This window comes from Streptomyces sp. NBC_01320 (assembly GCF_035974375.1).
Taxonomy (GTDB): domain Bacteria; phylum Actinomycetota; class Actinomycetes; order Streptomycetales; family Streptomycetaceae; genus Streptomyces; species Streptomyces yanii.
This window is the reverse complement of sequence record NZ_CP108390.1, coordinates 5,293,323-5,320,030: the sequence shown is the minus strand read 5'-3', so window position 1 is coordinate 5,320,030 and position 26,708 is coordinate 5,293,323. Positions and strand designations below refer to the sequence as shown.

Here is a 26,708-nt window from a genome sequence, read left to right as displayed (position 1 = left end):
CACTGATCACTCGCCCGGTGCCTGCGCCTCCACGTACTTCAGGGCGGTGCGCAGCGTCTCGGGATGCAGTGCGTCCCGGGCCGTGAGCAGCTCCGGCAGCAGGTCCCGTCGCACCGTCGCCGCCAGGAACTGCATCCGTACGGTGATGTCGTGGTCCGGCCGGTGCACGATCTCGACCGGGTCCCCGGCGCGGATCTCGCCCGGCTCGATCACCCGCAGGTAGGCGCCCGGAGCGGCCGCCTCGGTGAACCGCTTGACCCAGCGCTTCTCTCCGAGGTGACCGGCGAACGTGCGGCACGGAATGCGACCCGACGTCACCTCCAGGACCAGATCGGGTCCGATCCGCCAGCGTTCGCCGATCCTCGCGCCGCTCACGTCCAGTCCGGCGGTCGTCAGGTTCTCGCCGAACGCGCCGTTGGCCAGCGGGCGGCCGAGCGAACGCTCCCAGGCGTCGAGATCCTCACGTGCGACGGCGTACACGGCCTGGTCCGAGCCGCCGTGATGGCGCAGATCGCACACCGCGTCCCCGGCCACCCCACTGCCGCCGGTGCCCTTGGGCCCGGGGTCGGTGACCCGCACCGGGCCGGCGGCCGGCTGCTTGCCGATCCCTGTCACGCCGCCGGCGGCGTCGGTGTAGTCGACGGCCTCGGGCCGTCCCGCATTCACAGTCAGCAGTTCCATGCAGCGAACGCTAGTGCTGGACGGTGCGACGGGGCAGAGCCCGCCCGGTGGGGCACTGACGACCCCACCCTCAAAGATGCATGCGAATAATTCGCATCCCACCCAAGCTGCCCTTATGGTTGAAGGGTGATCGAAGCCCGTCATCTCCGTGTCCTGCGCGCCGTGGCCGCCACCGGCTCGTTCTCCGCCGCCGCGCGCGAACTGGGCTGCACCCAGCCCGCGGTCAGCCAGCAGATGAAGGCCCTGGAATCCTCGGCCGGCACCACGCTGCTGATCCGCACAGGCCGCGAGATGCGGCTCACCCAGGCGGGTGAGGCGCTGGTACGTCACGCGTCCGGCATCCTCGCCGGGCTGACCGCCGCCGAGGAGGAGGTCGCCGCGATCGCCGGGCTGCGGGCGGGCCGGGTCCGGCTCGTCTCGTTCCCCAGTGGCAGCTCCACTCTGGTTCCCGGGGCCCTGGCCGCCCTGCGCGCCGCCCACCCGGGGACGAGGGTCTCCCTGGTCGAGGCGGAGCCGCCGCGCTCGGTCGAGATGCTCAGGGAGGGTGACTGCGACATCGCGCTGGCGTTCCGCTACGGCGCCTCGGGTGGCGAGTGGGAGGACCTGGTCGTGCGCCCATTGCTCACCGACCGGCTGATCGGCCTGGTTCCCGACGGGCACCGGCTGGCCGGTGCGGACGTGGTGGGGATCGGTGAACTGGCCGACGAGTCCTGGATCGCGGGCTGCCCGCGCTGCCGACGGCAGCTGGTGGAGGTCTGCGAGGAGTCCGGCTTCATCCCCCGGATCGACTTCGCCACCGATGACTACCCCGCGGTGGTCGGTCTGGTCGGCGCCGGTCTCGGAGTGGCCGTGCTGCCGGCGCTGGCGATCGAGTCGGTGCGCCCCAAGGGGGCCCGCACCGTGACGGTGGAGCCGGCGATCGAACGCGAGATCGTCGCACTGACTCTTCCCGACCTGGCCCACGTCCCCGCCGTGGCGGCCACCCTGGATCAGCTGTCCCTGGCTGCCGTCCGCTAGGCCGGGGCCGCGCATGCCACTGGCCCGCCCCGCGGACATGCGGTGCAGGAACGTTTCTTCTGTTGTCGTGCGGAGTGCGTAAGGATCAGGTGTGCCCGGACGGGGCGGCCATCCCCGGAGGTGCTGCCGCGATCAGTCGGTTGCGGGCCCGTCCCATGAGCTCCTCGCGCTCGTCCTCGGTCAGTCCGCCCCACACCCCGTAGGGCTCCCGCACCGCCAGGGCGTGCGCTGCGCACTCGGCGCGTACCGGGCATCGCATACAGACCTCTTTCGCCGAGTTCTCGCGGGCGCTCCGTGCCGCTCCGCGCTCACCCTCCGGATGGAAGAACAGCGAGCTGTCGACCCCACGGCAGGCCGCCAGCAGCTGCCAGTCCCACAGATCGGCGTTGGGTCCGGGAAGGCGGGAGAAATCTGCCATTGCTTGTCCCCTCGAAACCATGATGGGTAGGAAACGTCGTTGGCGTTCGTCGTTGGACCGGCGCCCATGACCGTACATCTACGGTGCTAGTAGATGTAAATATGACTGATTGCGAATCTAGCCACAGACACTAGCAAAAGGGAAGAAAACCGACTAAATGGGGCATACGTTGAAGTGAAAGTTCGGTTGACGGCTTGACGAGCCGCGCCGCTCTCCTCTGTGCACGGTCCCTCACGTAGAGTGCCGAACCCGCCCCGCGGACCCGTAACTCTTTCGAGTGACCATCGTTGAGAGTGCGGAGGCGGTTGGCAGAAAAAGCGATCGGGCAGATGTCCGAGAGCGTCAACCGCACAGGTGACGACTTGTACCAGCCTGGAGGCTCAAGGTGACGCGCATCAGCTGCGGAGGACGGTCATGACATCCGTCCTCGTCTGCGACGACTCCCCGCTTGCCCGAGAAGCGCTCCGTCGCGCGGTCGCGACCGTGCCCGGCGTCGAGCGTGTGACGACGGCGGCCAACGGCGAGGAAGTTCTCCGCCGCTGGGGAGCCGATCGTTCGGATCTGATTCTGATGGACGTACGCATGCCCGGTCTGGGGGGTGTGGAGACGGTCCGGCGGCTGCTCTCCGCCGACCCCGGGGCCCGGATCATCATGCTGACCGTCGCGGAGGACCTGGACGGTGTCGCGCTCGCGGTCGCCGCCGGTGCCCGCGGATATCTGCACAAGGACGCCTCCCGCGCGGAGCTGCGGGCGACCGTCACCCAGGCGCTGGCCGATCCGACGTGGCGGCTCGCCCCGCGTCGGCTGCGGTCCGCCGAGATGGGTGCGGCGCCCACGCTCACTGCGCGTGAGATCCAGGTGCTCGAAGGGATGAGCCATGGCCGTTCCAACGCGGAGATCGGGCGCGAGCTCTTCCTCTCCGAGGACACCGTGAAGACGCACGCCAGACGGCTGTTCAAGAAACTCGGCGCCTCGGACCGGGCGCACGCCGTCGCGCTCGGCTTCCGCTGGGGCCTGGTCCGCTGATGACCTGCCATGACCGGTAGCCGGCCGCTTCCCCGTCCGCACTTCGGCGGACGGGGTGACGGGGGCGGCAGGACGCCATCGGCTGCTCGGCTGCCTCGGTATGTGACGCTTCCCGGCCGATGACGCATCCTTGAGATGTGGAGTTCCTCGGGAACGATTCGGTCGAGCGGAAGGGGAGGGCGCAGGACATGACTTCCGGCGCACCCGCTCATAACGCTTCGGTGCACAACTACGGACGCGGTGCCGCGGATGAAGCGGCGTCGAGGCACCATGGTCCGATGCGCGACGACGAGACGACGGTGATCGGTGCTCTGGTGCACCGTGCCGTCGACGGCGACGCCCAGGCCACTCATGATCTGCTGGCCCATGTCCACCCCCTCGCGCTGCGCTACTGCAGGTCCCGGCTGAACCGGTTGCCCGGTGATGCTCGCCACTTCGTGGAGGACCTGGCGCAGGAGGTCTGTGTCGCGGTGCTGATGGCGTTGCCGCGCTACAAGGACACCGGCAGACCCTTCGAAGCTTTTGTCTTCGCCATCGCCGGCCACAAGGTCGCCGATCTCCAGCGGGCCGCGATGCGGCACCCGGGGTCGACGGCCGTGCCCTCCGACGAGATGCCGGAGCGGCCGGACGATTCGCTCGGGCCCGAGGAGCGTGCGCTGCTCAGCAGTGACGCGGCCTGGGCCAAGAAGCTCCTCGCCAACCTCCCGGAGAACCAGCGTGAGCTGCTGGTTCTCCGGGTCGCGGTCGGTCTGACCGCCGAGGAGACCGGACAGATGCTCGGCATGTCGCCGGGCGCGGTCCGGGTTGCCCAGCACCGCGCACTGAGCAGGCTGCGCGCCCTCGCCGAGCAGTAGAGCGGCGTCGGATTTCCTCGTACGCAGGTTCCGTACGAAGCTACAGAACCTCTAGGTGATCTTGATCGTGGAATGAGACACCCCCGGAGGCCGTTAGCATGGACATCCGCACCGATCAAGGCCATTTGGGGAAGGTGTCATGACTGCAAACGTCGACGGAGTGCCCGAGAAATTCGCGACGCTCGGGCTGACATACGACGACGTGCTGCTGCTGCCCGGCGCATCCGAAGTGCTGCCCAACGCAGTCGACATCTCGTCCCGCATCTCGCGAAACGTACGCGTGAACATTCCGCTGCTCTCCGCGGCGATGGACAAGGTCACCGAGTCCCGAATGGCCATCGCCATGGCGCGGCAGGGTGGCGTCGGTGTGCTGCACCGCAACCTGTCGATCGAGGACCAGGTCAACCAGGTCGACCTCGTGAAGCGCTCCGAGTCCGGCATGGTGACCGACCCGATCACCGTGCACCCGGACGCGACGCTGGCCGAGGCCGACGCGCTGTGTGCCAAGTTCCGTATCAGCGGCGTCCCGGTGACCGACCCGGCGGGCAAGCTGCTCGGCATCGTCACCAACCGCGACATGGCGTTCGAGTCCGACCGCAGCCGCCAGGTGCGCGAGGTCATGACGCCGATGCCGCTCGTGACCGGCAAGGTCGGCATCTCCGGCGTCGACGCCATGGAACTGCTGCGCCGCCACAAGATCGAGAAGCTTCCGCTGGTCGACGACGCGGGTGTCCTCAAGGGCCTCATCACGGTCAAGGACTTCGTGAAGGCCGAGCAGTACCCGAACGCGGCCAAGGACGCCGAGGGCCGCCTCCTCGTCGGCGCGGCCGTCGGCGCCAGCCCCGAGGCCCTGGAGCGCGCGCAGGCCCTGGCCGGGGCGGGTGTGGACTTCCTCATCGTCGACACCTCGCACGGACACAACAGCAACGCGCTGAACTGGATGGCGAAGATCAAGTCCAGTGTCGGCATCGACGTCATCGGCGGCAACGTCGCGACGCGTGACGGCGCGCAGGCCCTGATCGACGCCGGTGTCGACGGCGTCAAGGTCGGCGTGGGCCCCGGCTCCATCTGCACCACGCGGGTGGTCGCCGGTATCGGCGTCCCGCAGGTCACCGCGATCTACGAGGCCGCCCTCGCCGCCCGCGCGGCCGGCGTCCCGGTCATCGGCGACGGCGGTCTGCAGTACTCCGGCGACATCGGCAAGGCGCTCGCCGCCGGTGCCGACACGGTCATGCTGGGTAGCCTCCTCGCGGGCTGCGAGGAGTCTCCCGGCGAGCTCCTCTTCATCAACGGCAAGCAGTTCAAGTCGTACCGCGGCATGGGTTCCCTCGGGGCGATGCAGTCCCGCGGGCAGGGCCGCTCGTACTCCAAGGACCGCTACTTCCAGGCCGACGTGGCCTCGGACGACAAGCTCGTGCCCGAGGGCATCGAGGGCCAGGTGCCCTACCGCGGCCCGCTGGCCAACGTGCTGCACCAGCTCGTCGGCGGCCTTCGCCAGACGATGGGCTATGTGGGCGCCGCCTCCATCGACGAGATGGAGACCAAGGGCCGCTTCGTCCGCATCACGTCCGCGGGGCTCAAGGAGAGCCACCCGCACGACATCCAGATGACGGTCGAGGCGCCGAACTACAGCAGGAAGTAACGCATCACCACAGGTGAGGGGCGGTCCGGGCGTACCGGGACCGCCCCTCAGCCGTGTGTCGGGGATACTGGGAACGCAGACGTAGAGGGAAAGGCCACATCATCGTGACTGAGATCGAGATCGGGCGCGGCAAGCGCGGCCGCAGGGCGTACGCATTCGACGACATCGCCGTCGTTCCGAGTCGTCGCACCCGCGACCCGAAGGAGGTCTCGATCGCCTGGCAGATCGACGCCTACCGGTTCGAGCTGCCGTTCCTGGCCGCACCCATGGACTCCGTGGTCTCCCCGCAGACCGCGATCAGGATCGGCGAGCTGGGCGGTCTCGGCGTCCTCAACCTCGAGGGCCTGTGGACCCGGCACGCCGACCCGCAGCCGCTCCTCGACGAGATCGCCGAGATGCCCGTGGAGTCGGCGACCCGCCGCCTCCAGGAGATCTACGCGGCTCCGATCCAGGAGGAGCTGATCGGGCAGCGCATCAAGGAGGTGCGCGACTCCGGTGTCGTCACCGCCGCCGCGCTCTCGCCGCAGCGCACCGCGCAGTTCTCCAAGGCCGTCGTCGACGCGGGTGTGGACATCTTCGTCATCCGCGGTACGACGGTCTCCGCCGAGCACGTCTCGGGCGCGGCCGAGCCGCTCAACCTCAAGCAGTTCATCTACGAGCTGGACGTCCCGGTCATCGTCGGCGGCTGCGCCACGTACACCGCGGCGCTGCACCTGATGCGGACCGGTGCGGCCGGTGTCCTCGTCGGCTTCGGCGGCGGCGCCGCGCACACCACGCGCAACGTCTTCGGCATCCAGGTCCCGATGGCGACCGCGGTCGCCGATGTGGCCGGGGCCCGCCGCGACTACATGGACGAGTCCGGCGGCCGGTACGTGCACGTGATCGCGGACGGCGGCGTCGGCTGGTCCGGCGACCTGCCGAAGGCCATCGCCTGCGGTGCGGACGCCGTGATGATGGGCTCCCCGCTGGCCCGCGCGACGGACGCGCCCGGCCGCGGCCGGCACTGGGGCATGGAGGCCGTCCACGAGGACGTGCCGCGCGGCAAGCTGGTCGACCTGGGCTCCGTCGGCACGACGGAGGAGGTCCTCACCGGCCCCTCGCACACCCCCGACGGTTCGATGAACATCTTCGGTGCGCTGCGCCGGGCGATGGCGACGACGGGATACAGCGACCTCAAGGAGTTCCAGCGCGTCGAGGTGACGGTGGCGGACTCGCAGCACCGCCGCTGATCGGTGACGGACATACGGAAGGGCCCGGACCGCGGAAGCGGTCCGGGCCCTTCCGTATGAGCCGGATCAGTCCGCGGCCTTCTTGGCCCCGGAGAACGCGGCGAACGCGGCGATCGCGATGAAGACGAAGGTGAGCGGGTCGGCGTCGGCCTTCCAGGCCTCGTTCAGGAGGCCGAAGTGGTCGAAGAACGGCTCGGAGACGGTGACCGGGAGCTCCTTCGCGGCGATCATCGCCTCGCCGAGCAGCTGGCCGAAGTAGACGGAGACCAGGGCGATCACGGCGCGGAGGACCGGCAGTCCGGGGTTGCGGCCGCCGACCTTGCCGGCCGCAAGGCCGACGAGGAAGCCGACACCCACGGCCGCGTAACCGATCTCGTGCTTCGTGGCGCCGATGATCGCGCCGTAGACGGCCGCGGCCACGACGGCTGCGACGACGCCGGCGAGCAGGCCGAGTCCGACGTTGTTGCGCGCGGGCGCCGGGGCCGGTGCGAACGGTGCGCCGCCGAACTGGCCGGGCTGGCCCGGCTGCTGCCCGGCGAACGGATTGCCGGTCGCGACGCCGGGCTGACCGGGCTGCCCCGGCTGCTGGCCCGCGAACGGGTTGCCGCACGAGTGTGCGAGAAGTGACGCCGCAGGCTAGCAGCCGCCTGTGACATCGCCCACCGAAATCCTCGGGGGAACTGCGCTCACAACCGGTGTGCGGCTCCGGCCGGGGTGGCACCGCGGGTGTCCAGAAGGAGTTGGGCCTTCACGGCGAGGCCTTGGAGGTCGTACGTACGGTGGTGTTGCAGCAACAGCGTCAGGTCCGCGCTCGCCGCCGCCTCGTACAGCGAGTCCGCGCGCGGGACGGGCAGTTCGCGTACCCGCCAGTCCAGGACGTGCGGGTCGTGGTAGCCGATCTGCGCGCCCATGTCCATCAGCCGCGTCGCGATCTCCCGGGCGGGGGACGCCTCCTGGTCGGCGAGGTCCGGCTTGTAGGTGACGCCGAGGAGCAGGACCCTGGCGCCGCGGACGGACTTGCCGTGTTCGTTGAGCAGGGTGGCGCAGCGCTGGATCACGTAACTCGGCATCCGGTCGTTGATCTCCTGGGCGAGCGAGACCATCCGCAGCGGGTGGCCGGGGGTGCGGCTGTTGTACGGGAGGTAGCCCGGGTCGACCGGGGCGCAGTGGCCTCCGACGCCGGGGCCCGGGCGGAACGGCTCGAAGCCGAACGGCTTGGTCTCGGCGCACCGGATGACGTCCCAGAGGTCGACACCGAGGTCGTGGCAGAGCACCGCCATCTCGTTCACCAGGGCGATGTTGACGTGCCGGAAGTTGGTCTCCAGAACCTTCGTCATCTCGGCCTCGCGCGGCCCGCGGGCGCGTACGACCTTGTCGGTCAGCCGGCCGTAGAACGTGGCGGCCGACTCGGTGCAGGCGGGGGTGAGGCCGCCGATGACCTTGGGGGTGTTGGCGTAGACGTGGGCGCGGTTGCCCGGGTCGAGACGGCTGGGGGAGCAGGCGAGGTGGAAGTCGCGTCCGGCGCGCAGTCCTGAGCCCTCTTCGAGGAGGGGGCGCACGAAACTCTCGGTGGTGCCGGGGGGCACGGCCGATTCCAGCAGGACCGTGGTGTGCGGGCGGAGTCCGGTGGCGAGGGCGCGGGTGGCGTCGGCGACGGCGGTGAGGTCGATGGTGCGGTCGGCGCCGAGAGGGGTGGGCGCGCAGATCACGGCGGTACGGACCCGGCCCAGCTCGGCCGGGTCGGTGGTGGGCCGGAAGCCCCCCGAGAGCATCCGGCGGATCTCCGAGGCCGTGAGGGAGCCTTCGACGGGGGTGCGGCCGGCGGAGAGCTCGGCGAACGGGCGTGGGTCGGTGTCGTAGCCGACGGTGTGGATACCGGCGGCGACGGCGGCTTGGGCGAGAGGCAGGCCGAGGTGACCGAGTCCGATGACGGCGAGGTCTGCGGGCATAGAAGTGGCCGTCCTTCCCTAAGACCATGAGAGCAGAAAGCGCAACCGCTGGGGACAGCGCAATGTCAGACTAGGCGTAAATATGACCTATATGTCGCATTGTGCGGGTCCCGTCGCCCGGGTGTTGTCCACAGGCGGTGGCTGAAGTCGCGGACCGCGGACAGAATCGAGAGGTGGGTACGGGAGTCCGACCCCCCGGTCGGACCGCAGCCCCGTGCCGGACCCACCCCGATCTACCGGGAGGCAGCAGTGAGGACAGCGACACTGGGACCTGCGGAGCGCGCCGAGGCGCTCGCCGCGATGGCCGAGCGCGAACTGGACGTGCTGGTCGTGGGGGCGGGCGTGGTCGGCGCCGGAACGGCGCTGGATGCGGCGACGCGAGGGCTCTCGACCGGACTGGTCGAGGCGCGCGACTGGGCGTCCGGCACGTCGAGCAGATCGAGCAAGCTGATCCATGGTGGGCTGCGCTATCTGGAGATGCTGGACTTCGCACTCGTGCGGGAGGCGCTGAAGGAGCGCGGACTGCTGCTGGAGCGGCTGGCCCCGCATCTGGTGAAGCCGGTGCCGTTCCTCTATCCGTTGCAGCACAAGGGCTGGGAGCGGTTCTACGCCGGTTCGGGCGTCGCGCTGTACGACGCGATGTCGGTGTCGTCGGGGCACAGTCGCGGGCTGCCCGTGCACCGGCACCTCTCCCGCCGCCGGGCTCTGCAGGTCGCGCCCGCGCTGAGGAAGGACGCGCTGGTCGGGGCGTTGCAGTACTACGACGCCCAGATGGACGACGCCCGCTACGTGGCGGCGCTGGTGCGCACGGCCGCGGGATACGGCGCGCAGGTGGCGAACCGGGCCCGGGTGATCGGCTTCCTGCGCGAGGGCGAACGGGTGGTCGGCGTGCGGGTGGAGGACGTCGAGACGGGCGGGGAGTACGAGGTCAGGGCCAAGCAGGTGGTCAATGCGACCGGGGTGTGGACGGACGACACCCAGTCGCTGATCGGTGAGCGCGGACAGTTCCACGTCCGGGCGTCCAAGGGCATCCACCTGGTCGTTCCGAAGGACCGCATCCACTCCTCGACCGGGCTCATCCTGCGGACCGAGAAGTCCGTGCTGTTCGTGATCCCGTGGGGCCGCCACTGGATCATCGGGACGACGGACACCGACTGGGACCTGGACAAGGCGCACCCGGCCGCGTCCAGCGCCGATATCGACTACCTCCTCGAACACGTCAACTCGGTCCTGGCCACCCCGCTGACCAGGGATGACGTCGAGGGCGTCTACGCCGGGCTGCGGCCGCTGCTGGCCGGTGAGTCGGACGCGACCAGCAAGCTCTCGCGCGAGCACACGGTGGCTCACCCGGCCCCGGGGCTCGTCGTCGTCGCGGGCGGCAAGTACACGACGTACCGGGTGATGGCGAAGGACGCCGTGGACGAGGCGGTGCACGGCCTCGACCAGCGGGTGGCCGACTGCGTCACGGAGGACATCCCGCTGCTGGGTGCGGAGGGCTACCGGGCGCTGTGGAACGCACGGGCGAGGACCGCGGCCCGCACCGGGCTGCATGTCGCCCGGGTGGAGCATCTGCTGAACCGGTTCGGGTCCATGACCGAGGAGATCCTGGAGCTGATCGCCGCCGATCCTTCGCTGGGCGAGCCGCTGCCGGCGGCGGACGACTATCTGAAGGCCGAGATCGTCTACGCCGCCTCGCACGAGGGGGCCCGCCACCTGGACGACGTCCTGACGAGGCGGACCCGGATCTCCATCGAGACCTTCGACCGGGGCACTCGCTCCGCGCGGATATGCGCGGAGCTGATGGCTCCGGTGCTGGGCTGGGACAAGGGGCAGATCGAGCGGGAGGTCGAGCACTACGAGAAGCGGGTGCAGGCGGAGCGGGAGTCGCAGCGTCAGCCGGACGACCTGACGGCGGACGCGGCACGGCTCGGGGCGCCGGACATCGTGCCGATCTGACGGTCCGGCCGTCGGTCCGAGCCGATCGGCGGCCCTTCAGGGGATGCGGTGACGATTCTGCCCGGCGGGGCAGAACTCGGCTTCGAGGAGCGCCGGTTCTAGGGTCGCTTCGGTCAAGGTGTCCGTGTTGATGCGGAACGTCAGGGTGTGTCGGCCGTCCCGGGTGGCTGCGGTGCGGACGTAGCTGCCCGCGATGTGGCCGTTGTGACCCCAGACGGTCGTCCCGCACGAGAGTTTCTGCGGATAGATGCCCATGCCGTAGATCCCGTGTGTCGTAACGGTGTTCAGCAGGGTGCTCAGCTGGGCGGGCGGCAGCAGGCGGCCGTCCAGCAGGGCTGCGTAGAAGCGGTTCAGATCGGCGAGCGTGGAGATCAGCTCTCCGGCCGCGCCCGCGGTGCGCGGATCGAGGACGGTGACATCGCGGAGGGTGCCGTCGGCCGGGTCGCGGGAGTAGCCGCGCCCGTGCGGTGCGGGCAGGCCGGTGCGGGCGCCGGGGAACGACGTGCCGGTGAGACGGAGGGGTTTGATGATGCGGTGTCTGATCTCGGCGGCGTAGCTGTGTCCGGTGACGCGTTGAACGACCAGGCCGAGCAGGACGTAGTTGGTGTTGGAGTAGGAGTAACCGCCGGCGGTGTTCGTGGGGCGGTGGGCCATGGCCCTCCGGATCGCGGCGATGGCGGAGACGGGGTGCGTGCCCGGGGCCGCGGTGTAGTCGAAGAGGCCGCTGGTGTGGGTGAGCAGGGCGCGCAGGGTGATGCGGCGGCCGTCGTTGCGGTGGCCGCGTACCAGCCCGGGAAGACGGCTGTCGACGGTGTCGGACAACTGCAGCCTGTGCTCCCGGGCGAGTTGGAGGACGACCGTCGCGACGAACGTCTTGGTGATGCTGCCTGCCCGGAACCGGTCCGCCAAGCGGATGCCGGGTCCCGTGGAACGATAGGTGGCGCGGCGGACGGCGGAGGCGTCCCGGCTGAGAAGTGCCGCGGCCGGGGCACCGCCCTCGGCGACGAGCCGGGGGAGGTACGCGGCTGCGGGCGTGAGGTGTGGTTCGCTGGGCAGGCTCGCTGTTCCGAGGCCGAACAGCGTGAGCACCACCAGGGTGGCGCGCAGCGCCCTGAGTGTCGGCATGGCAGGGAGTCCCTTCCTCCGGCCACATCATGACGGACCCCGGACCCGGCACCATGACCGGTCCCGGGGTGAGGGACAATGGACGCTCTGCCAGGGCGGGTTGATCGCAGAGGGGACGCATGTCGGAGGCGGAGCAGGCACGGGAGCCCCAACGGGACACGGATGGACGTCTCCTTGCGGGTAGGTACCGGCTCGGGGAGGTGCTCGGCCGGGGCGGTATGGGCACGGTCTGGCGTGCCGTCGACGAGACGCTGGGCCGCACGGTCGCGGTCAAGGAGCTGCGGTTCCCGTCGGCCATCGACGAGGACGAGAAGCGTCGGCTCATCACGCGCACACTGCGCGAGGCGAAGGCGATCGCCAGGATCCGCAACAACGGTGCGGTGACGGTCTACGACGTGGTCGACGAGGACGACCGGCCGTGGATCGTGATGGAACTCATCGAGGGCAAGTCGCTCGCCGAGGCGGTGCGCGAGGACGGTGTGCTGACGCCGAAGCGCGCGGCCGAGGTCGGTCTTGCCATCCTCGACGTGCTGCGTTCGGCGCACCGCGAGGGCATTCTGCATCGTGATGTGAAGCCGTCCAACGTGCTGATCGCCGAGGACGGCCGGGTCGTGCTGACCGACTTCGGCATCGCCCAGGTCGAGGGCGACCCGTCCGTCACGTCGACGGGCATGCTCGTCGGCGCACCGTCGTACATCTCGCCGGAGCGCGCCCGCGGGCACAAGCCGGGACCGCCCGCGGATCTGTGGTCGCTCGGCGGACTCCTGTACGCGAGTGTCGAGGGCTCCCCGCCGTACGACAAGGGTTCGGCGATCGCCACCCTGACCGCAGTGATGACCGAGCCGCTCGACCCGCCGAAGAACGCGGGTCCGCTGGAGGAGGTCATCTACGGCCTGCTCGCCAGGGACCCGGAGCAGCGGCTCGACGACGCGGGTGCGCGGGCCCTGCTCAACGACGTGATCCACGCTGCCGACAAGCCGGCCCCCGTGGTGCCGCCCCCGGCCGACTCCACCCAGGTCATGGCGCTGCCCGGAAGTGTCGTCGCTCCCCGCGCCAAGGGAGCGTCGAAGCCCGGTGAGGCGGCGGAGGGCGCCCGGGACCGGCTGCGCGGTGCGCTGCGTTCCGTGCGGAACGCGAAGTCGGCCCCCGGAGCGGGCGCGGCTGTCGCCTCCCCCGTCTCCGCCGAGCCCTCTGCCGTTTCCGCGACTCCGGCCCGGCCCAGGGTTCCGGCGACCTCCGCCTCCGGGGGTGTACCGCCGCAGCGTCCGGGCGGCCCGTCGAACAGCCCGGTCCGTGCGCCCCTCACGGACGTGGTGCCCCGTCGCACCCTGGTGATCATCGCTGCTGTCGTCGCGCTCGTCGTGCTCGGCACCGTCCTGGCGCTCTCGCTCGGCGGGGGCGACACGGACAACCGGAGCAGCGGTTCCGGCAAGGGGGACACGGCGGCCTCGGCGGGGGCTTCCGCGAGCGCAGGCTCCGGCAAGGACCAGGGCCAGGACCAGGGGCAGAACGCCGATCAGGGCGAGGACAAGGACAAGGGCAAGAGCAAGGACGGCGACTCGGGCAAGGGGTCGGACGACTCCGAGCCCAAGGGATCGGACTCGGGCAAGGCGGGCGCGCTGCCCGACGGCTACAAGACGGTCACCGACAAGCGGTTCCACTTCATGATGGCGATGCCCAAGAACTTCACGCCCTACAAGATCGCGGGCGCCAACTCCGGCCGGATCTACGCTGTGAACGGCGGCTACCCGCGCGTCCAGGTCGACTACAACGGCTCTCCCAAGGACGACGCCGCCGCGGCCTGGAACGCGGCCAAGGGCTATATCGCGGCCACCAGCAGCGGTTACCGGCACCTCGGGATCAAGACGGTCGAGTTCAACGGCTATCCGACCGTCGCCGACTGGCAGTTCGAGCGCAATGAGAACGGACAGCGGAGCCGCGTGCTCAACCGGGGCTTCAAGGTCGATGCCACGCACGGCTACTCGATCATGATCAGCTGCAAGGCGAGTGAGTGGAACGGCGACGCGTGCCGGACCGTGCGTGAGACGGCGTTCGCCACGTTCCGGCCCAAGGACTGAGCGGCGGGTTGCCTCGACCCTGCCGCGCGGCCCGCGCTTGCCACGTATCGTGAGAGGCCGAGGACCGTACGCAGCCATAACCGTAGGCGAATTGCACAGTATGTGACCGCAATTGACGGTTGTTGCGGTCTCCGTGACCGGGGGACAGCGCGCTCTGGGGAGGCGTCGTGGACGACTATGCGGGTCGGGTGCTTGCCGACCGCTACCGCCTGCCGCTGCCGCCTTCCGACGAGTACGAACTGGTCGAGACCCGGGCGTTCGACACGTACAGCGGACAGGAAGTCCGGGTGCGGCAGGTGCCGTTGCCGGAGGTCGTGGACGCCGAGGTGCTCGAGGGGGACGGACCGCCGCCGGCGGTGCGTCGGGCCGGCGGGCGTACGGTGCGGCGGTCCACGGACCCCGCGGTCCGGCGCGCGATCGAGGCCGCGCAGGCCGCGGCCCAGGTGCCCGACCATCCGAGGCTCGATCAGGTCTTCGACGTGTTCGCCGAGGACGGATCGCTCTGGATCGTGAGCGAACTGGTCGCGGCCCGTCCGCTGGCCGCGCTGCTCGCCGAGCGGCCGCTGAATCCGTACCGGGCCGCCGAGATCGGCTCCGATGTGCTGACGGCCCTGCGCGTGCTGCATGCGCACGGCTGGACCCACCGGAACATCACCGTCCGTACGGTGCTGATCTGCGACGACGGACGCGTCATGCTGACCGGCCTGGCGGCCGGGGCGGCGGAGGAGGCGTTGTGCGGGTATGTGCCGACGCCGCAGCCCGAGGACGGGTACGGGCGGCCCGCGCTCGAGTCGGGCCCGACCGGTCCGTACGTATCGCCCGCGGAGTCCGCCGATCGAGCCGGACCGCCCGGCCCCGTCGAGCTGCCGTCCTCGCGCGGCCCGGCCGGTGAGCTGGAGGCCGTACGGTCGCTGCTGCACCGCGACGCGGCCGCCCCCGGCGCGGACGGGTCCGCGCAGCTGCGGGCCGCGCGCGCCGGAGCCATCGCCGCCTACCGCGCGGGCGCCCGCGCCGCCGCACGCGTCAGCGAGGACCAGCGGCATGCCCGGACGGGCGAGCCGGAGGAAGCGGACCGGACCGGCAGCCTTCCCGTTCAGCGCCACGGACCGCCCGACACCGGCCGCCCGCAGCTCTCGGGCGGGTGGGGCCCCACCGCGACGGACCCGTACGACGACGAGGGCGACGAGGACGACGAGGAGTACGACCCCCCGTACGGCAGCGACGGCCGTGACGACGGCGAGGGGGACCACCGTGGCGAGGGGCCGCCCGACCGGCGGATGCACCTGATCGGCTCGTGGGGCGACGGCGCCGACCTCGGACGCCCTGTCCCCGCGGGCGGCTCCAACGAGGACGCCCTGCGCGCCGACGCCCGTCGCGACGGCAACCCCGCACCTCAGCAGCAGGAGCACCAAGAGGAGCCCGCCTCCGGCCGCTGGGACGACATCGTCGCCGGGGGCCAGGGAGCCCCCGCCTACCGCGGCCCCGCCACCACCCTCGCCGCCGAGCGCGCCCGGCAGGCACGGATCGCCGTCGTCGGCGCCGTCACCGAGCGCTGGGCACCCGAGCAGGCCGGACCGGTGCACGAGAACTGGCAGCTGGCACCGCCCATCGGCCCCGCCACCGACCTCTGGGCGCTCGGCGCCCTGCTCTACCGCGCCGTTCAGGGCCACGCCCCCTACCCCGAGGAGAGCGCGGCCGAGCTCGTCCAGATGGTCTGCGGCGAGCCGCCCGCCTTCGCCGAGGAGTGCGGTCCGCTGCGCCCGGTCGTGGAGTCGCTGCTGCGCCAGGACCCCACCGAACGCCCGGACTTCGAGGAGCTGCGCGGCTGGCTGCGCTCCCTCGTCCGGTCGGCGCCCGAGCCCGAGGCCGGTCTCGACGTCGTGCCGCTGCCGTCCGTCGACGGCACCCGGTTGCCCGTCGTGCGCCGCCGGGGCGAGCTGGTCCGCAAGCGCCGCGGCCGCATGGGCAGCGCCTCCGCGCACGGCCGCCACCGCCAGACGAGGGAGCGACCCGAGCGGTACGAGAAGCCGCGGCCGCCCCGCGAGCCCAAGGGCCCCAAGGCTCTGCGCACTCCGCCCCGCCCCCGGCAGGGCGAGGGGCGTGCGCCGCGGCGCCTCGGACGGCTGCTGCTCGTGTTGATCCTGCTGGGCCTGGCCGCCGCCATCGCGTACGCCGTGATGTTCATGCCCAAGGCGGACAGCGGTGCACGGCAGGGCTCCCCCTCCGGCTCCAGGGGCTCGGCCCCGGCGGCCGCGGACACCGGCTCCCCCGACTCCTCCGACGGGAAGCCCCCGGCACAGTCCGAGCCGCCGTCACCGTCCGGGTCGCCCGGCGCGGAGCAGCCGCAGACCACCCGCTCGGCCGTCGCGCTCGCACCCGGTTACACCCTGCGCAAGGACGCAGAGGGCTTCGAGGTCGGCGTGCTCAAGGGCTGGCAGCGCAGCGCCGGTGGCGCCGACCGTCAGGTCAGGTACGGCAGCGACGGGTTCAGCCTGTTGGTCGTGCCGGGCCGCGACACCGTGAAGGCGAACGGCAGTGACCCTCTCGTCTACCAGAGCGAGAAGGAACGGGAGTTGCAGCCCTTCCGGGACTCCAGCTGGTCATCTGCGACCGGGCTGCGCCGTATCGACGTCGGCCGACAGGCCATGGCGGAAGGCCAGTTCACCTGGCAGGACGAGACCGGGCGCGAGGTGTACGTCCGCAACCTCGCGATGATCGTCGACGGCCGCTACCACGTCATCCAGGTGATCGGCCCGGAGAACGAGCGGGACAAGGTGACCGCCGTCTATGAACAGGCCATTGCCTCCTACCGTGTGAACTCCTGAGGCTCTGCCAGGAGAAGGGCGCCCGCGCGACAAGCGTCACAGTGCGGTTTCGTGAGCGGGGCGAGGTTCCGTGGCCGTACTCCCCCTCCGTAACCTGGCATCCGAAGGAAACGGGGCGGGGAATCGTGGAACAATCACAAGGTACGGACGCGGGACTGATACTGGCCGGAAGATACCGGCTCGGTGAAGTCCTGGGGCGCGGCGGCATGGGCAAGGTGTGGCGCGCCCATGACGAAGTGCTGCATCGCACGGTCGCCGTCAAGGAGTTGACCGCCGGGCTGTACGTCGCCGAGGCCGACCGGGTCGTGCTCCATGCCCGGACCCAGAAGGAGGCCCGTGCCGCGGCCCGCATCACCCATCCCGGCGTGGTCACCGTCCATGACGTGGTCGAGTACGACAACAGGCCCTGGATCGTCATGCAGTACGTCGATGGGCCGTCACTCGCCGACGCCGCCAAGGAAAGTGGCGAGATCGCGCCGCGCGAGGCGGCCAGGATCGGCCTCCATGTCCTGAGCGCACTGCGCGCCGCGCACAGCGCCGGTGTGCTGCACCGGGACGTGAAGCCCGGCAACGTACTCCTCGCCCGTGACGGGCAGGTGCTGCTCACCGACTTCGGCATCGCCGCCATAGAGGGCGACTCGACCATCACCAGGACCGGTGAACTCGTCGGGTCCATCGACTATCTGGCGCCCGAGCGGGTACGCGGCGGCGATCCCGGTCCCGCCTCCGACCTCTGGTCGCTCGGCGCCACGCTCTACTCCGCGGTCGAGGGACGCTCGCCGTTCCGCCGTACGTCCCCGATCTCCACCATGCAGGCCGTCGTCACCGAGGAACCGCCGCCGCCCGCCCGGGCCGGCGCGCTCGGCCCGGTGATCGTCGCGCTGCTCCGCAAGGACCCGACGGACCGGCCCTCGGCGGCCGAGACGGAACGGATGCTGCTGGACGCGATGGAGGGGCGGGAGCCCCGGGCGGCGCAGGCGTACGTACCGACGCAGCGAGTGCCCGAGGAAGCCCTGCGGGCGACGGACCCGGGGGGCACGGGGCGCCCGGCCGGTACCGGGACGGAGGCACTCGGCCCCGCACCGCAGTTCACGGCCGCCCCGGTGACCCGCCGCAGCCGCGGCCGGTGGCGTACGACGGTCGTGGTCATCGCGCTTGCCGCGCTGATCGGCGGCGGCGCCGGGCTGGCCGCGATGAAGTTCGGCGAGAGCTCCGGGACGGGCGGCACGGAGGGCGGGACGGTCCGTGCGACGAACACTCCGCCGCGCACCGCGTCCCAGGATCCGGGGCCCGGTCCCTCCGCCAAGGCCGTGCCCGATGGCTGGCACCCGGTGACCGACCCCGAAGGGTTCGGTCTGGTCGTCCCCGACGGCTGGAAACGCCGGGTGGACGGCCAGAACGTCGACTACACCCCGGACGACGGCGAGCACTACATCCGGATCAGCGTCGACCCGGAGCCCGACTTCGACAACCCGTACATGCACATGGTGGACCTGGAGAAGACGCTCACCGAGCGGCTGCCCGCCTATGAGCGCAAGACACTCCACTCCAACCTCTACCGTGATCGTCCCGGCTCCCTCTGGGAGTTCACCTGGACCGAGTCCAAGGACCACCCCGGCCCGCGCCACGCGATCGACCAGATGTACTTCGCGGAGGACGGCGGCCCGGAGTACGCGTTGTACATGTCGGGTCCGGCGGGGGACTGGGACACGACGCGGGACCAGTTCGACACGATGCTGCGGGGCTGGCGCGCCCCGGGTGACGGCGGCTGACGGTGCCTGCGCGTGCGGCATGTTGAGCGCACGGAGAACCAGGGGGAGCAGGGGAGCTGCGGTGGCCGAGAACCAATCCGCGGAAGACCGGCCGGGGGATCGTGCACAGGCTCGGGCATACGAGGATCCGTCGGCCGGGGGCCGCCGGGTCGCTACCGGTTGCGGCGGCGCACCGCGTCCACGCGGCGCAGGAGCAGTTCGACGCGGCACCGGACTCCTTCACCGCGGCCTGCTGAGGACCGCGTTCCGCCGCCGCGCAGTTGTTTGGCGAACGGCCGGCCGGCCCGTCCGGCTCGATAGATAGCCCCTGATCAGCAAATATGCAGCCAGTGATCGCTGGCTCGATTTGTGGGGACTGTGAAAACCTGTTACCGGCGGGTACCCAAAGTGTGCGGCTGGACATACTCTCGCCCCATGACGGACTCGCAGGCCTCTGTGGCCCACCTTGGTTCGAACCCTGTGGCCGCCGCTCCCGCGGGCGCGCGCACAGCCGCCGATGTGGTGACGCCCGAGGTGGTCGCCCAGTTGACCCGTGGCGTCGTCGGCTCCGGCCGTACCGCGAACCACACCCCCTTCACCGGGGAGAAGCTCGCCGACCTGCCGGAGTCCACCCCCGAGGACGTCGCCGAAGCCTTCGCGCGGGCCCGCGCCGCCCAGCCCGCCTGGGCCGCCACCCCCGTCCGGGCCAGGGCCGCCGTCCTGCTCCGCTTCCACGACCTCGTACTCCAGCGCCAGGCCGAGGTCCTCGACCTCATCCAGCTGGAGACCGGCAAGGCCCGCCTGCACGCACACGAGGAGATACAGGCGGTTGCCGTCGCCGCCCGGCACTACGGGCGCAAGGCGTCCTCGTATCTGAAGCCGAAGCGGCACACCGGCGTCGTACCGGCGCTGACCAAGGTCACCGAACTGCGCCAGCCGCGCGGCGTCGTCGGCCAGATCGCGCCGTGGAACTACCCGTTCGAGCTGTCCGTCGGCGACGCGCTGCCCGCGTTCGTCTCCGGCAACGCCCTCGTGATGAAGCCCGACACGGAGACCGCGCTGACCGCACTCTGGGCCCGTGACCTGCTGATCGAGGCCGGGCTGCCCGCCGAGGTGTTCCAGGTCGTCCTCGGTGACGGACCGGTCGTCGGTCCCGAGGTCGTCAAGCACGCCGACTACGTCTCGTTCACGGGCTCCACCCGTACCGGCCGCGAGGTCGCCCAGGGTGCCGCCGCCCGCCTGGTCGGCGTCTCGCTGGAGCTCGGCGGCAAGAACGCCATGCTGGTCCTGAAGGACGCCGACGTGGAGAAGGCTGCCGCGGGCGCCGTCCGCGCCTGCTTCTCCTCCGCCGGACAGCTCTGCATCTCCATCGAGCGGCTGTACGTCCACGAGTCGGTCGCCGACGATTTCGTGGCGCGGTTCGCGGCCCGTACCAAGGCCATGCGGCTCGGCAGCTCCCTGGCGTACGGCGCCGACATGGGTTCGCTCGTCGGTGAACGCCAGCTGGAGACCGTCACGCAGCATGTCGCGGAGGCCGTCGAGAAGGGCGCCACACTCGTCGCGGGCGGCGTCGCCCGCCCCGACATCGGCCCGCTGTTCTACGAGCCGACCATCCTCGACGGCGTCGAGGCACCGATGGCCGTCTGCTCCCAGGAGACCTTCGGCCCGGTCGTCTCCATCTACCGCTTCTCCGACGAGGACGAGGTCATCGCCCTCGCCAACGCCACCCCGTACGGCCTGAACTCCAGCGTCTGGACCAAGGACTCCAGGCGCGGCCACCAGGTCGCCGCCCGGCTGCGGACCGGCACGGTCAACATCAACGAGGGGTACGCCCCCGCGTACGGCAGCGTGCAGTCCCCGATGGGCGGCATGAAGGACTCCGGTCTCGGCCGGCGGCACGGCTCCGAGGGCATCCTCAAGTACACCGAGGCCCAGACCGTGGCCCAGCAGAGGCTGATCCCGCTCGCCCCGTCCTTCGGGATGGACGACGAGAAGTACGCGGCGTTCATGAGCCGCAGCCTGAAGGCGATGAAGGCGTTCCGCCTGCGCTGACCCAGTAACACCGCAGCACGTTCTGTTCTTTTCGCACCGAGGAGAGCCATGTCCCAGGACAGCCCTGCCCAGAATCAGGCCGGACCGGCCGATGAGACCGACGACGCGGCGTACGACTACGACGTCCTCGTCGTCGGCTCGGGCTTCGGCGGCGCGGTGTCCGCCCTGCGGCTGAGCGAGAAGGGTTACCGGGTCGGGGTTCTGGAGGCGGGCCGCCGCTTCACCCCCGGCACCCTCCCCAAGAACTCCTGGGACATCAAGAACTACCTGTGGGCCCCCGCCCTCGGGCTCTTCGGCATCCAGCGCGTGCATCTGCTGGGCAAGGTGATGGTGCTCGCCGGGGCGGGCGTCGGCGGTGGCTCCCTCAACTACGCCAACACGCTGTACGTCCCGCCGGCCCCGTTCTTCGAGGACCGCCAGTGGGCTTCCATCACCGACTGGCAGGACGAGCTGGCGCCGTACTACGACCAGGCCAAGCGGATGCTCGGGGTGCGGCTCAACCCCACGATGACCCCGTCCGACGTCCATCTGAAGGCGGCCGCGCAGGCCATGGGCGTCGGCGACACCTTCCATCTCGCCCCGGTCGGTGTCTTCTTCGGCGACGGCAAGGACGCCGACGGCGCGGCGAAGGCGAAGCCCGGCGGAACGGTCGCCGACCCGTACTTCGGCGGCGCCGGCCCCGCCCGGAGGGCCTGCACCGAGTGCGGCGAATGCATGACGGGCTGCCGCCACGGCGCGAAGAACACCCTCAACGAGAACTACCTCCACCTCGCCGAGAAGGCCGGAGCCGTCATCCACCCGATGACCTCCGTCGTCGCGATCACGGACGACCCGGAGGGCGGGTACCACGTCACGACCGTCCCGACGGACCGCCGGAAGAAGGGCAGGCCGACACCGCTGCGCGCCCGCAAGGTGGTCGTCGCGGCGGGCACGTACGGCACCCAGACCCTGCTCCACACCATGAAGGACACGGGGCTGCTGCCCCGGCTCTCCGCCAGGCTCGGCGAGCTGACCCGTACCAACTCCGAGGCGCTCGTCGGCTCCCAGACCAGCGACCGCCGCTACCGCAGGAAGCACGGCACCGCGAAGGCCGACTTCACCCAGGGCGTCGCCATCACGTCCTCGATCCACCCCGACGAGAACACCCACATCGAGCCGGTCCGCTACGGCAAGGGTTCCAACGCCATGGGGTCCCTGTCGATCCTCCAGGTTCCGTACGGCAGCCGCCGGGTGCTGGGCTGGCTCGGCAACATGGCCAGGCACCCGACCCTCGCCGTCCGGTCGCTCTCCAACCATCGCTGGTCGGAACGGACCATCATCGGTCTCGTCATGCAGTCGCTGGACAACTCCCTGACGACATACCGCAGGCCCAGCGGTATCGGAAAGGGCCTGCTCACCGCCCGGCAGGGGCACGGGGCGCCCAACCCCACCCAGATCGAGGAGGCGACGCGCAGCGCCTCGTTGCTCGCCGACGAGATCAACGGCTTCGCCGGGTCGAACGTCGGCGAACTGATGGGCACCCCGCTCACCGCGCACTTCCTCGGCGGCTGCCCGATCGGTGCGAGCGCGGAGGACGGGGTCATCGACCCGTACCACCGGCTGTACGGGCACCCGGGCATCTCGGTCGTGGACGGCTCGGCGGTCTCCGCGAACCTCGGCGTCAACCCGTCGCTGACCATCACCGCGCAGGCGGAGCGGGCCATGTCGTTCTGGCCCAACAAGGGCGAGGTGGACCCGCGTCCGGCGCAGGGCGAGGCGTACGAGCGGCTGGCCGCGGTCGAGCCGAAGGCACCGTCGGTGCCGAAGGAGGCGTTCGGCGCGCTGAAGCTGCCGTTCCTGGGCCTGCCGACGGTCCCGCCGAAGGAGAAGCGGTAGGGCCTCCCTGTCGGACCGGGCCGGATCAGGACAGCGGAAAGGGGCTGCACCCCCCTCCGAGTGCAGCCCCTCACGCCTACCGGTGACGTCGCCCGTTACGCGGCGGCGTCACCGTTCCTGCGGCGTCGCACGACGAACATCGCACCGGCGCCGAGCACTACGGCCGCGCCGCCCGCGAGGGCGAACATCGGCACTGCGGAGGACGAACCGGTCTCGGCGAGCGTGCCGGAGACCTGGCCCGTGGTGTTGGAGGACGGCTTCTCGGCCGGGACCGGAGCGGTGCCGCCGGTCTGCGGCGTCGAACCGCTGCCGCCGGACTTCACGATCTGGAACTTGTACGCGACGTCGCTGACGCCCATGCAGTCCTTGTCGCCGATGTACAGACCGGCGCCGAGGGTGAAGCCGGCGCCGACCGGGGCGGTCGACTTCACATTGATGCGGAGCGGGATGCCGACCTCGTAGCCGGCCTGGATCTCGTCGGACTGACCGACGTAACCGACCGCGCGACCGTCCTCGCTGAGGTCCTCCCACGTGTTGGTGTCCGGGTCGAGGGCCTGGAGGCTGACCTGCTTCGACTTGAACAGGTCGTTGCCGTCCTTGTCGGAGGAGGCGCCCGCGAAGTAGTCGATCTCGCGCACGGTGGTCTTCGACGAGTTGTAGACGTTCATCTTGAACTTGTGCCAGCCGCTGCCGCGGGCGATCTTGCCGGGCAGGCCGTTGATCGAGATGTCCAGGTCGGACTTCTCGCACTCGGTCGGCTCCTGCGGGTCCTCGGACTCGGACGGCGTGCCGGAGGGCGTGCCGGACGGGGTGGCGCCGGCGTCCGCGAAGGGTGTGCCGGACGTCTCGGCGGCGGGCCCGTCCGTCTCCTCCGCGGGCTTGCCGGTCTCCTCGGCGGGCGAGGAGGTGTTCTCGGCGGGAGCTGTGGTGGTGACCTCGTCGGACGGCGTACCGCCGGGCGTGGTCTCGGTGTTCCCGGTCGGCTCCGGGTTCGTCGACTCGACGGTGGTGACGGTGTCGTCGGCGAACGCGACCGGGGCGGCCAGGATGGCTGCGGGTGCTATGACTGCGGTGGCGGCGGCCACCGCCATGGCGCGGCGAAGCTTCATGAAGACCTCAGAAGTCCGGCGTACCGCTGTGGCCGCGGTACGGGGGTGTGGACGGGCCTTCCGCGGTGGGGTCACGGGTGGGGCCACTGTTCTGCATGCATGACCAGCCACGCGCCGCAATGGTTGTCCCGGTGTTCACGGAATCCTTATGTGACACGTGTCACAGGTGTTCTGCTGCACCCCCGTGGCCTGCGGAAATCCGCCGCCGCTCCATGACCAAGGGCCCCGTGGACCGGTGTGAACCGGTCCACGGGGCCCTTGGTGATCGGCACCGACGTCAGGGCAGCGCCGGTGCCGGGAGGCGGCGCCGGGGGGTGGCGCCGCGGGAAGGTGGCGCGTCGGGTCGGCGCGCGGGGGGCGCGTACGAGGTGTCGACCCATGTCGTGAGTGGTGCGATATGGGGGACTTGCCCCTTGCATCGTGCTGGATCGGCTGCGTCCCGCGCAACCGTTTCGACCGGATACGGTCGGCTCCGGGCGTCCCCGGAGCCGACCGCTCTTGGGGTGACCGGGCTGCTGTCCCCTGCCGACCGGTCACGCACGCTGGGGCGCGGTCCCACGGCGTACCTGCAGTACGCCACACGCTCCAGCGGAGCCACGCGTGGTTTCTTCCTGAGCCGCCCCTGGCTGGCACGGACACCGGGACCAACGAAGCCACCGAGGTCCCGGTCACGCGCCGTACGGGTGAGAGTCGGTCCGAACTCAGATACGCCTCCGGAGCCCCCGTCGGCCGCCGCGCGCCCGGCCTGCGGGTGGCTGCGCGCGGCCGTCCTGCGGAAGTCACACGCGGCCGCGGCACAGCTCCAGCAGCGTCATGGCGAGCGAGGTGCCGGGCTTGCCGAGCGCCTTCCGGTACTGGCCGAGGATCTCCATCTCGCGGGAGAGGTTGACCCGGCGGCCGCCGGAGGTGATCCGCGCCTCCTGGATGACTGCCGAAACGGCCATCCGTTCCTGGACGAGCCCGATGATCCGGTCGTCGAGGGCGTCGATGCGCTCGCGGGCGTCACCGATCAGCTCGGCGGCCTCATCGGTGTTCGCACCGGTCCTCTCGGTGAGGGTCTTCGCGGCGGCGGCGGTGCTGTTGCTCATGGTGTGACTCCTGGGGGATGTGGTCCCCGGAGCGGTCGGGCCCCGAACGCAGAACGCCCCGGGCCTGTCGGCCCGGGGCGCCTGGAACGTTGCTTGTCAGTTGCTCAAGCAGCACGACCATGGCAGCCGGCGGGCCGGATGCCATAGGTAAAGACGAAGGTCGTGTGCTGACGCATGGCCCCAGTATGGACCCGCGCCGGGCGGTGGGCCAGCGCGGGGCCGGATGCTGAGACGCCGTCGGCGGGGCGGTCGCGGGCCCCGTCCCGGCCGACGCCCGGAGGGTCTCCGCCCGTACCCGGGAAGACACAGAAAGAGGTACTCCTCGCAACCCCGGTAGAATCGGAAACCGACCCCCCCTCTCACCGCCGGAAGGCCGCCCCCGTGCCAGCAGCACCCCCCGCCGCCCCCGACACCACGCCCGACGTGGTCCTTGTTGTCGACTTCGGCGCGCAGTACGCCCAGCTCATCGCCCGACGCGTCCGTGAGGCCCGGGTCTACAGCGAGATCGTCCCGTCCACGATGCCGGTGGCCGAGATGCTGGCCAAGAACCCCCGGGCGATCATCCTGTCCGGCGGCCCCTCCTCGGTGTACGCGGAGGGCGCGCCCAGCCTCGACCGTTCGCTGTTCGAGGCCGGGGTCCCGGTCTTCGGTATGTGCTACGGCTTCCAGCTGATGGCCACCACGCTCGGCGGCACCGTCGACGACAACGGTGCCCGCGAGTACGGCCGCACGCCGCTGACCGTCTCCAAGACCGGCTCCACGCTCTTCGAGGGCACGCCCGCCGAGCAGTCCGTCTGGATGTCGCACGGCGACGCCTGCTCCGCCGCCCCCGAGGGCTTCACCGTCACCGCGTCCACGGACGTCGTACCGGTCGCCGCCTTCGAGAACGACGAGAAGAAGCTCTACGGCGTCCAGTACCACCCCGAGGTCCTGCACTCCACGCACGGCCAGCAGGTCCTGGAGCACTTCCTCTACCGCGGCGCGGGCATCGAGCCGACCTGGACCACGACCAATGTGGTCGAGGAGCAGATCGCGCTGATCCGCGAGCAGGTCGGCACCAAGCGCGCCATCTGCGGCCTCTCCGGCGGCGTGGACTCCGCGGTCGCCGCGGCCCTCGTCCAGAAGGCCATCGGCTCCCAGCTGACCTGCGTGTACGTGGACCACGGTCTGATGCGCAAGGGCGAGAGCGAGCAGGTCGAGAAGGACTTCGTGGCCTCCACCGGCGTCCAGCTGAAGGTCGTCGACGCGGAGGAGCGGTTCCTGAAGGCGCTGGCCGGGGTCTCCGACCCCGAGCAGAAGCGGAAGATCATCGGCCGCGAGTTCATCCGCGTCTTCGAGCAGGCCCAGGCCGAGCTCGTCGCCGAGGCGGGCGCGGCCGGCGAGGACGTCGCGTTCCTCGTGCAGGGCACGCTCTACCCGGACGTCGTCGAGTCCGGCGGCGGCACCGGCACCGCCAACATCAAGTCCCACCACAACGTGGGCGGCCTCCCCGAGGACATCGAGTTCCAGCTCGTCGAGCCGCTGCGCCAGCTGTTCAAGGACGAGGTCCGGATGGTCGGCCAGGAACTCGGCCTGCCGGAGGAGATCGTCCAGCGCCAGCCGTTCCCCGGCCCCGGTCTCGGCATCCGGATCGTCGGCGAGGTCACCAAGGACCGGCTCGACCTGCTGCGCGAGGCCGACGCCATCGCCCGCGAGGAGCTGACCGCGGCCGGACTCGACCGCGACATCTGGCAGTGCCCGGTGGTCCTCCTGGCCGACGTCCGCTCGGTCGGTGTCCAGGGCGACGGCCGCACCTACGGTCACCCGATCGTGCTGCGCCCCGTCTCCTCCGAGGACGCGATGACGGCCGACTGGTCGCGCCTGCCGTACGAGGTCCTGGCGAAGATCTCCACCCGCATCACCAACGAGGTCGCCGACGTCAACCGCGTCGTCCTCGACGTGACGAGCAAGCCGCCGGGCACCATCGAGTGGGAGTGATCCCACCGCACGACCAACGCCGATGCCGTCGCTCGTTCATCCGGGCGGCGGCATCG

At 70.9% G+C, this 26,708-nt stretch carries 18 protein-coding genes and 1 pseudogene; 12 read left to right on the top strand and 7 right to left on the bottom strand.

The features are described 5' to 3' along the window. Positions 1-6 precede the first annotated feature (6 nt). Positions 7-681, bottom strand: coding sequence for an MOSC domain-containing protein (locus tag OG395_RS23950; RefSeq protein ID WP_327244791.1), 675 nt, complete (start codon positions 679-681; stop codon positions 7-9). Between the two features lie 126 nt (positions 682-807). Between OG395_RS23950 and OG395_RS23945 the strand changes: the two genes are divergently transcribed. After that, positions 808-1,698, top strand: coding sequence for a LysR family transcriptional regulator (locus OG395_RS23945; RefSeq protein ID WP_327244790.1), 891 nt, complete (start codon positions 808-810; stop codon positions 1,696-1,698). Positions 1,699-1,783: 85 nt separating this feature from the next. Here the strand turns inward: OG395_RS23945 and OG395_RS23940 are convergent, their stop codons facing one another. After that, entirely contained in the window at positions 1,784-2,116 is a 333-nt protein-coding gene (locus tag OG395_RS23940) for a WhiB family transcriptional regulator (RefSeq protein WP_266982485.1), read from the bottom strand. A 414-nt stretch (positions 2,117-2,530) separates the two neighbouring features. On the opposite strand from OG395_RS23940, the gene OG395_RS23935 reads away from it, so the two are divergent. From OG395_RS23935 to OG395_RS23920, 4 genes are all read left to right on the top strand, one after another. Further along, on the top strand, positions 2,531-3,142 hold the full coding sequence (locus OG395_RS23935; RefSeq protein ID WP_003948568.1) for a response regulator transcription factor: 612 nt from the start codon (positions 2,531-2,533) through the stop codon (positions 3,140-3,142). Between the two features lie 278 nt (positions 3,143-3,420). Further along, positions 3,421-3,996 (top strand): sigma-70 family RNA polymerase sigma factor, encoded by a 576-nt coding sequence (locus OG395_RS23930; RefSeq protein ID WP_030084428.1) that lies wholly within the window; start codon positions 3,421-3,423, stop codon positions 3,994-3,996. 139 nt (positions 3,997-4,135) lie between these two features. Continuing rightward, a complete protein-coding gene (gene guaB / locus OG395_RS23925; protein WP_327244789.1) occupies positions 4,136-5,638 on the top strand; it encodes an IMP dehydrogenase in 1,503 nt (500 codons plus the stop codon). A gap of 104 nt (positions 5,639-5,742) precedes the next feature. Further along, a complete protein-coding gene (locus OG395_RS23920; RefSeq protein ID WP_030914322.1) occupies positions 5,743-6,867 on the top strand; it encodes a GuaB3 family IMP dehydrogenase-related protein in 1,125 nt (374 codons plus the stop codon). Between the two features lie 66 nt (positions 6,868-6,933). Here OG395_RS23920 and OG395_RS23915 read toward each other — a convergent pair. Next, a pseudogene (locus tag OG395_RS23915) lies at positions 6,934-7,473 on the bottom strand (hypothetical protein); the annotation flags it as partial. Between the two features lie 80 nt (positions 7,474-7,553). Continuing rightward, complete coding sequence (locus OG395_RS23910; protein WP_327244788.1) at positions 7,554-8,816, bottom strand: nucleotide sugar dehydrogenase; 1,263 nt, start codon at positions 8,814-8,816, stop codon at positions 7,554-7,556. Between the two features lie 249 nt (positions 8,817-9,065). Here OG395_RS23910 and OG395_RS23905 point away from each other — a divergent pair, with 249 nt between their 5' ends. Further along, the gene (locus tag OG395_RS23905) at positions 9,066-10,772 is read left to right on the top strand and encodes a glycerol-3-phosphate dehydrogenase/oxidase (protein WP_327244787.1); all 1,707 of its coding nucleotides are present in this window, start codon (positions 9,066-9,068) and stop codon (positions 10,770-10,772) included. A gap of 36 nt (positions 10,773-10,808) precedes the next feature. Here the strand turns inward: OG395_RS23905 and OG395_RS23900 are convergent, their stop codons facing one another. Continuing rightward, the gene (locus OG395_RS23900) at positions 10,809-11,897 is read right to left on the bottom strand and encodes a serine hydrolase domain-containing protein (RefSeq protein ID WP_327244786.1); all 1,089 of its coding nucleotides are present in this window, start codon (positions 11,895-11,897) and stop codon (positions 10,809-10,811) included. A 119-nt stretch (positions 11,898-12,016) separates the two neighbouring features. Between OG395_RS23900 and OG395_RS23895 the strand changes: the two genes are divergently transcribed. The 5 genes from OG395_RS23895 to OG395_RS23875 all read left to right on the top strand — a co-directional run bounded on the left by OG395_RS23895 (position 12,017) and on the right by OG395_RS23875 (position 22,478). Next, on the top strand, positions 12,017-13,975 hold the full coding sequence (locus OG395_RS23895) for a serine/threonine-protein kinase (RefSeq protein WP_327244785.1): 1,959 nt from the start codon (positions 12,017-12,019) through the stop codon (positions 13,973-13,975). Positions 13,976-14,142: 167 nt separating this feature from the next. Next, the gene (locus OG395_RS23890) at positions 14,143-16,800 is read left to right on the top strand and encodes a protein kinase (RefSeq protein ID WP_327244784.1); all 2,658 of its coding nucleotides are present in this window, start codon (positions 14,143-14,145) and stop codon (positions 16,798-16,800) included. A 125-nt stretch (positions 16,801-16,925) separates the two neighbouring features. Next, positions 16,926-18,572: a serine/threonine-protein kinase gene (locus OG395_RS23885; protein ID WP_327244783.1), complete on the top strand. Its 1,647-nt coding sequence runs from the start codon at positions 16,926-16,928 to the stop codon at positions 18,570-18,572. 414 nt (positions 18,573-18,986) lie between these two features. Beyond that, entirely contained in the window at positions 18,987-20,603 is a 1,617-nt protein-coding gene (locus tag OG395_RS23880; RefSeq protein WP_327244782.1) for a succinic semialdehyde dehydrogenase, read from the top strand. Between the two features lie 48 nt (positions 20,604-20,651). Further along, positions 20,652-22,478 carry a GMC family oxidoreductase gene (locus OG395_RS23875; RefSeq protein WP_327244781.1) on the top strand — a complete coding sequence of 609 codons (1,827 nt, stop codon included), beginning with the start codon at positions 20,652-20,654 and terminating at the stop codon, positions 22,476-22,478. A gap of 95 nt (positions 22,479-22,573) precedes the next feature. Here the strand turns inward: OG395_RS23875 and OG395_RS23870 are convergent, their stop codons facing one another. Both OG395_RS23870 and OG395_RS23865 read right to left on the bottom strand, forming a co-directional pair. After that, positions 22,574-23,587 carry an LAETG motif-containing sortase-dependent surface protein gene (locus tag OG395_RS23870; RefSeq protein ID WP_327244780.1) on the bottom strand — a complete coding sequence of 338 codons (1,014 nt, stop codon included), beginning with the start codon at positions 23,585-23,587 and terminating at the stop codon, positions 22,574-22,576. Between the two features lie 779 nt (positions 23,588-24,366). Then, positions 24,367-24,675, bottom strand: coding sequence for a chorismate mutase (locus OG395_RS23865; protein ID WP_327244779.1), 309 nt, complete (start codon positions 24,673-24,675; stop codon positions 24,367-24,369). 381 nt (positions 24,676-25,056) lie between these two features. Here OG395_RS23865 and guaA point away from each other — a divergent pair, with 381 nt between their 5' ends. Then, on the top strand, positions 25,057-26,652 hold the full coding sequence (gene guaA / locus OG395_RS23860; protein WP_266982459.1) for a glutamine-hydrolyzing GMP synthase: 1,596 nt from the start codon (positions 25,057-25,059) through the stop codon (positions 26,650-26,652). The last annotated feature ends 56 nt before the right edge of the window (positions 26,653-26,708 follow it).